Origin of the sequence: Streptomyces sp. NPDC047028, assembly GCF_040644095.1 — a bacterium.
Taxonomy (GTDB): Bacteria; Actinomycetota; Actinomycetes; order Streptomycetales; family Streptomycetaceae; genus Streptomyces.
The window spans coordinates 123,889-131,001 of sequence record NZ_JBEYVS010000023.1 but is presented as its reverse complement, the minus strand read 5'-3'; the positions used below and the strand labels follow the sequence as shown (position 1 = coordinate 131,001).

Below are 7,113 nucleotides of genomic sequence, written 5' to 3'. Positions count from 1 at the left end.
AGTACGTCCAGTACGAGGGCGATCCGGGCGCACGCCGAGAGCACGCACCGGACGCCGCGGGCTGCTCCACGAAGATCCGCCGGACAGGCCCTGGCCGGACCTCCCGGCAGGATTGGTCCCGGCCGGTCGGGGCAGCCATGGTTCTACCAGGGTGAGGGGAGCGGGCCCATGCGTCGTGGGGGACCTTCGGTTCTCGGGATCGTGCTGGCGGGCGGGGAGGGCAAGCGCCTGATGCCGCTGACCGCCGACCGCGCCAAACCCGCGGTCACCTTCGGCGGCACCTACCGGCTCGTCGACTTCGTGCTGTCCAACCTGGTCAACGGCGACATCCTGCGGGTCTGCGTACTCACCCAGTACAAGTCGCACTCGCTGGACCGGCACATCACCACCACCTGGCGGATGTCCAGCCTGCTCGGCAACTACGTCACCCCGGTCCCGGCGCAGCAGCGCCTCGGGCCCCGCTGGTACCTGGGCAGCGCCGACGCGATCCTGCAGTCCCTGAACCTGGTCCACGACGAACAGCCCGAGTACGTCGCGGTGTTCGGCGCCGACCACGTGTACCGGATGGACCCGCGGCAGATGCTTCGGCAGCACATCGAGGGCGGGGCGGGCGTCACGGTGGCCGGCATCCGGGTGCCGCGCACCGAGTCCTCCTCCTTCGGGGTGATCACCCCCGGCCCGGACGGCCGTACGGTGGAGCGCTTCCTGGAGAAGCCGGCGAACCCGCCCGGACTGCCCGACGACCCCGGACGTGTGTTCGCCTCGATGGGCAACTACCTCTTCACCACCAAGGCGCTGATCGAGGCGCTGCACCGGGACGCCGAGGACGAGCGTTCCGTGCACGACATGGGCGGCTCGATCCTGCCGCAGCTCACCGAGCGGGGCGAGGCGCAGCTGTACGACTTCAGCGACAACCACGTCCCCGGCGAGACCACCCGGGACCAGGGCTACTGGAGGGACGTCGGCACGCTCGACGCCTACCACGAGGCGCACATGGACCTGATCGCCGAGCGGCCCGCCTTCAACCTCTACAACCGGCAGTGGCCCGTCTACACCCATTCCAACCAGCTCTCCCCGGCCCGCTTCAACGCGGGCGGCATCGCGAGCGAGTCCATCGTCAGCGCGGGCTGCCTGATCCGCGGTCAGGTCTCCCGCTCCGTGCTGTCGCCCGGGGTGCGGATCGACCCGGGCGCCGTGGTGCAGGGCTCCGTGCTGCACGACAACGTGCGCGTCGGCCGGGGCGCGGTCGTCCGCGGTGCCGTCCTGGACAAGAACGTCGAGGTCCCGCCCGGCGCCACGATCGGCGTCAATCCGCAGCGGGACGCGGAGCTCTACACCGTCTCCAAGGGCGGGGTGATCGCCCTGGGCAAGGGGCGGACGGTGTCCTAGCCCGGCCACCCAGGGGCGGCGTCCAGCGCGACGCGCCCCGCACGTCCCGCCCGGAATGCCCGAGTTCGCGTCGTTCGGCCTTCACGATGCAGGCAACGATGTCGAACCTTCGGAGGTCATCCGACATGAGAGGGACCCGGCGCACGCGCCTGTGCCTGGCCGGGGTGATGGCGGCGTCCGCGCTGATCACCACCCCCGACGCACGGGCCGCCGAGCGGACCGACGGCCACCTCACCGATCTGGTGAACCCCTTCATCGGGACCCAGAACGAGGGGAACACCTTCCCCGGTGCCACCGTGCCGTTCGGCATGGTGCAGCTCTCCCCGGACACCGGGCACAACACCGGCTACGACTACACGCAGAACCGCATCCGCGGCTTCTCCCTCGTCCACCTCTCCGGCGTCGGCTGCCGGATCGGCGGCGACCTGCCCGTGCTGCCCACCACGGGAGACGTCACACAGACGGACTACGCCCAGTACGCCGCGGGCTTCTCCCACGCCGACGAGGAGGCGAGCCCCGGCTACTACCGCGTCGGCCTCGACTCCGGAATCCGCGCCGAACTGACCGCGACCGCCCGTACCGGCGTGCAGCGCTACACCTTCCCGGCCACCGCCCACGCCAACGTGCTGTTGAACGCGGCACAGGCGCTGCACCGGCCGGTCACCAGCACGGTCGAGATCCTCGACGACCACACCGTGCGCACCGCCGTCACCGGCCACGGCTTCTGCCGGGACACCGACCCGTACACCGTCTACACGATCACCCGCTTCGACCGGCCCTTCACGGCCTACGGCACCTGGGACGGCACGGCGCTCACGCCCGGATCCCGCACCGGCCACGGGGGCGCCTACGTCCGCTTCGACACGACCCGGGACCGCACGGTCGAGGCGACCACCGCCCTGAGTTACGTCGACGCGGGCGGCGCCGCGGCCAACCTGCGCGCCGAGGGCGGCCGACCCTTCGACGCCGTACGGCTGCGGGCGCGCGCGGCGTGGGAGCGGCGGCTGTCCACCGTCCGGGTGAACGGCGGCGACCCCGCCCGGCGCCGGACCTTCTACTCGTCCCTGTACCGCTCGTTCCTCGCGCCCAACGTCGGCAGCGACGCCGACGGCCGCTACCTGGGCTGGGACCGCCGTATCCACCGCTCTCGCGGCTTCACCTACTACCAGAACTGGTCCCTGTGGGACACCTACCGCACCCAGGCCCAGCTGCTCGCCCTGCTCGCACCCCGCGAGGCCCGCGACATGGCGCGCTCGGTGGTGCGGATCGACGAGGACGGCGGCTGGCTGCCCAAGTGGGGCTACGGCCCCGTCGAGACGAACGTCATGAGCGGCGACCCGGTCACCCCGTTCCTGACGACGGCGTACGAGATGGGCCTGCTCAAGGGGTTCGAGGAGGAGACCTACCGGGCGCTGAGGAAGAACGCCGACTCGGTGCCGCCGGCCGACTACCCCGGTATCGGCCGCGAGGCGAACGCCGACTACATCGCGCGCGGCTTCGCGCCGTACATCTGGAACCGCCCGTACGCCAAGATGGGCGACTCCGACTACCACCACGGCGCCTCCGTCACCCTGGAGTACGCGCTCGCCGACGCCATGCTCGCCCAGATGGCCCGCGGTCTCGGCCATGACGCCGACGCCGCCCGGTACGCCGCCCGGTCGCGGAACTACCGGAACGTCTTCGACCCCGCGACCGGCTTCTTCCGCCCCCGCGACGGCTCCGGCGCCTTCACCGGCTCCGCCGACCCGGCCCGCAGCCCGGGCTTCCACGAGGGCAGCGCCTGGCAGTACCAGTGGCTGGTGCCGCAGGACCTGCCCGGCACGGTCGCCCTGATCGGCGGCGAGCAGGCGGCCAACGACCGCCTGGACACCTTCTTCGCCTACGACCGGCTGCTCGCCGACCCCGAGAGCACGGCCCGCGAGGTGTGGGTGCACGGCGGCGCCTACGACTACTACAACGCCGCCACCTACAACCCGATGAACGAGCCCGACCTCATCGCGCCCTACACCTACCTGTCCACCGGCCAGCCCTGGAAGACCACCGACGTCGTCCACGCGGCCCTGACCCTCTTCACCGACGGCCCCACCGGGATCACCGGCAACGACGACCTCGGCACCATGTCCGCCTGGAACGTGCTGTCGTCCATCGGCCTCTTCCCCGTCCAGCCCGGCTACGGCACCTGGGGCCTGTCCACGCCCGTCTTCGACCGGGTCGACCTGACCCTCGACCCACGCTTCTGGCCCGGCGGCCGGCTGACGGTCACCGCGCCCGGCACCTCGGCCGCCGACCGCTACATCCAGGCCGTCCGCGCCGACGGCAGACCCGAACCGCGGACCTATGTGACGACGGCCCGGCTGCGCTCCCTGCGCACGCTCGCGTTCACGGTCGGCCCGCACCCGTCTGAGTGGGGTACGTCACCCGGGGCGGCGCCTCCCGTCCTGAGGTGACCTCAGACGCCTCATGAGTCCCGCCCCTCCCACCGGGGCGGGACTTAATCTGTTGTTAACTGTGCGTAGCCTGATCGTACTTGACCGTAATCATCCGGCGGGGTTTGACTGCTGGTCCACCCTTCGTCGACGCGAGGCATGCTCTTGACTTCCGACCTGCTCGCTCCTCTCGACCTGGCCTTCTGGAACATGGAGTCCGACCGGTACCCCATGCACCTCGGCGCGCTCGGCGTCTTCGCCGCCCACTCGCCCACCGCCGGCGCGCACGCCGCCGATCTGCTCGCCGCCCGCGCCGCCGCCGTCCCCGGCCTGCGCATGCGCATCCGGGACCTGTGGCAGCCGCTCGCCTTCGGCGGCGCCGCCCGCGAGGCCGACCCCGGCTTCGACCCCCTGAACCACGTACGGCTGCACGCCCCCGCCGCCGACTTCCACGCGGTCGCCGGCCGGCTGATGGAGCGGCCCCTGGAGCGCGACAGGCCGCCGTGGGAGGCCCACGTCGTGCCCGGCGAGGACGGGGTGTCCTTCGCGGTGCTGTTCAAGTTCCACCACGCCCTCGCCGACGGGCTGCGCGCGCTGAAACTGGCCGCCGGTGTGCTGGACCCGGTCGACCTGCCCGAACGCCCCCCGCGGCCTGCCGAACCGTCGCGCGGTCTGCTGCCCGACGTGCGCCGGCTGCCCGCACTGCTGCCCGGCCTGGTCAGGGACACCGTCAGGGACACGCTGTCCGACGTGGGCCGGGCCCTGGACATCGGCGCCTCCCTCGCCCGGTCCACGCTCGGCATGCGGCCCACCTCCGCACTGACCGCCGCGCCCAGCGGAACCCGCCGCACCGCGGGCGTCGTCCTCGACATCGACGACGTTCACCGGGTCCGCAAGAGCGCGGGCGGCACCGTCAACGACGTCCTCATCGCCGTCGTCGCCGGAGCGCTGCGCCGCTGGCTCGACGAGCGCGGCGACGGCAGCGCCGGGGTGGCGCCCCGCGCGCTCATCCCCGTCTCCCGGCGCCGGCCGCGCACCGCCCAGCCACAGGGCAACCGGCTCTCCGGGTACCTGATACCGCTGCCCGTCGGCGAGGCCGATCCGCTGCGCCGCCTCGACACCGTGCGTACGGCGATGGTCCGCAACAAGGACGCGGGGTCCGAACGGGGCGCCGGGGCGGTGGCGCTGCTCGCGGACCACGTGCCGGCGCTCGGCCACCGGCTCGGCGGGCCGCTGGTCGGGCAGGCCGCCCGGCTGTGGTTCGACATCCTCGTCACCAGCGTGCCGCTGCCGGGGCTCGGGCTGCGGCTGGGCGGGCACGAGCTGACCGCGGTGTATCCGCTGGCGCCGCTGCCGCCGGGGCAGGCGCTGGCGGTCGCGATCTCCACGTACCGCGGGCACGTGCACTACGGGCTGGTCGCCGACGGTCGTGCCGTGCCCGACCTGGAGCGGTTCGCTGACGCGGTGTCGGCTGAGGTGGAGACGTTGCTCGCGGTGTGCGAGGACTGAAGCGCCGGACCGGCCTTCAGCCGGATCGTGTTCCCACCCGCACCACCCGTACCACTCTCGTCGCCGGGTGCGGGTGGCCCCCGCGGGGCGCGCTCGCCGTCGGCGGCCGACAAGTCCGTGCGTGGTGATCGCATCGGGTTTGGTGGTGGGGGGTTCCGCTCCGTAGACTTCCCCGTTCGAAAGCGGGCGCGAGTCGGAGCGCCGCTCGGTTGAGCAGGGAAGCGGCAGCGCGATGACGGTGACAGAGGACGGGGCGGCCTCCATGGATGCCACCATGGAGGAAGTCGTCTACGGGCCCGGGATCGACCCGGAGCGTCTCGCCGTGTGCCTGAGCGTGCTCGCGGAACTCGACACGCTGGACGTCGACCACCCCGACGCGATCCAGGTGCGCCGCGCCACCTCGCACATCTACCGCACGGTCAAGCAGCGCCGCCGCCAGGACCGACGGGCCGCCAAGACCGCCCACGACAAGGCCGTCACCGAGGCCACCGCCACCGGCTCCGCCGAGCGCATCGACGACGAGACCGAGGGCATCCTGCCCTCCTCCAAGGTGGAGGAGGGCCGCATCGCCGGGATACTCCAGCGCCCCCGCTCGTGCTACACCTGCAAGAGCCGCTACGTCGAGGTCGACTACTTCTACCACCAGCTCTGCCCGGCGTGCGCCGCGCTGAACCGCGCCAAGCGGGACGCCGGCGCCGACCTGACCGGCAAGCGCGCCCTGCTCACCGGCGGCCGCGCCAAGATCGGCATGTACATCGCGCTCCGGCTGCTGCGCGACGGCGCCCACACCACCATCACCACCCGCTTCCCCAAGGACGCCATCCGCCGGTTCAAGGCGATGGACGACTCCGCGGACTGGCTGCACCGGCTGGAGGTCGTCGGCCTCGACCTGCGCGACCCCGCGCAGGCCGTCGCCCTGGCCGAACAGGTTGCCGAGGCCGGACCGCTCGACATCCTGATCAACAACGCGACGCAGACCGTACGCCGGCTGCCCTCGGCGTACGCGGCCCTCGTCGACGGCGAGAGCGCCCCGCTGCCCGCCGGTGAACTCCCCGCCCACCACGTCATCGGCGCCTTCAACTCCGGCGCCGTCGACGGCATCGCCGCGCTGCCCGTCGGCGCCGGCGGGCTGGAGGCCCAGCAGGTCGCCGACCTCGCCCTCGTCGCCGGCAACGCCAGCGTCGCCCGGCACCTGGACGGCACCGCCATCGACGCCGGCGGCCTCGTGCCCGACGTGGTCGACACCAACACCTGGGTGCAGTCCATCGAGCAGATCTCGCCGGTGGAACTGCTGGAGACCCAGCTGTGCAACTACACGGCGCCGTTCATCCTGATCAGCAAGCTGCGCCCGGCCATGGCCGCGGCCGCCCGCCAGGCCCGCAGCGGGCGCTCGTACGTCGTGAACGTCTCCGCCATGGAGGGCGTCTTCAGCCGCGGCTACAAGGGTGCCGGGCACCCGAACACCAACGCCGCCAAGGCCGCCATGAACATGGTCACCCGGACCAGCGCCGAGGAGATGTTCCGCACCGACGGCATCCTGATGACCTCCGTCGACACCGGCTGGATCACCGACGAGCGCCCGCACTACGAGAAGCTGCGCCTCGCCGAGGCCGGCTTCCACGCGCCCCTCGACCTGGTCGACGGCGCCGCCCGCGTCTACGACCCCGTCGTGCGGGGCGAGGCGGGCGAGGACCTGTACGGCGTCTTCCTGAAGGACTACGCGCCCGGCAAGTGGTGAGTGGAACGGCTCCGACTGGGAAGTAGGTGAGTGGGGGCAGCGTGCAGTAAG

4 protein-coding genes are annotated in these 7,113 nt (G+C 72.3%); all 4 read left to right on the top strand.

Translation table 11 applies throughout. The features are described from left to right. The first annotated feature begins 168 nt into the window (after nucleotides 1-168). The 4 genes from glgC (at nucleotide 169) to ABZ854_RS21505 (ending at nucleotide 7,062) form a co-directional block, all read left to right on the top strand. On the top strand, nucleotides 169-1,389 hold the full coding sequence (gene glgC, locus ABZ854_RS21520; RefSeq protein WP_361213180.1) for a glucose-1-phosphate adenylyltransferase: 1,221 nt from the start codon (nucleotides 169-171) through the stop codon (nucleotides 1,387-1,389). 125 nt (nucleotides 1,390-1,514) lie between these two features. Further along, nucleotides 1,515-3,836 (top strand): GH92 family glycosyl hydrolase, encoded by a 2,322-nt coding sequence (locus ABZ854_RS21515; protein ID WP_361213177.1) that lies wholly within the window; start codon nucleotides 1,515-1,517, stop codon nucleotides 3,834-3,836. 144 nt (nucleotides 3,837-3,980) lie between these two features. Further along, on the top strand, nucleotides 3,981-5,324 hold the full coding sequence (locus tag ABZ854_RS21510; protein WP_361213207.1) for a wax ester/triacylglycerol synthase family O-acyltransferase: 1,344 nt from the start codon (nucleotides 3,981-3,983) through the stop codon (nucleotides 5,322-5,324). A gap of 232 nt (nucleotides 5,325-5,556) precedes the next feature. Further along, a complete protein-coding gene (locus ABZ854_RS21505) occupies nucleotides 5,557-7,062 on the top strand; it encodes an SDR family NAD(P)-dependent oxidoreductase (RefSeq protein ID WP_361213174.1) in 1,506 nt (501 codons plus the stop codon). Nucleotides 7,063-7,113 lie beyond the last annotated feature (51 nt).

What these genes read in the sequence shown, in the direction of transcription:
- ABZ854_RS21505 (WP_361213174.1), top strand. Translation starts at nt 5,557, where the DNA reads ATGACGGTGACAGAGGACGGGGCGGCCTCCATGGATGCCACCATGGAG.
- glgC (WP_361213180.1), top strand. Translation starts at nt 169, where the DNA reads ATGCGTCGTGGGGGACCTTCGGTTCTCGGGATCGTGCTGGCGGGCGGG.
- ABZ854_RS21515 (WP_361213177.1), top strand. Translation starts at nt 1,515, where the DNA reads ATGAGAGGGACCCGGCGCACGCGCCTGTGCCTGGCCGGGGTGATGGCG.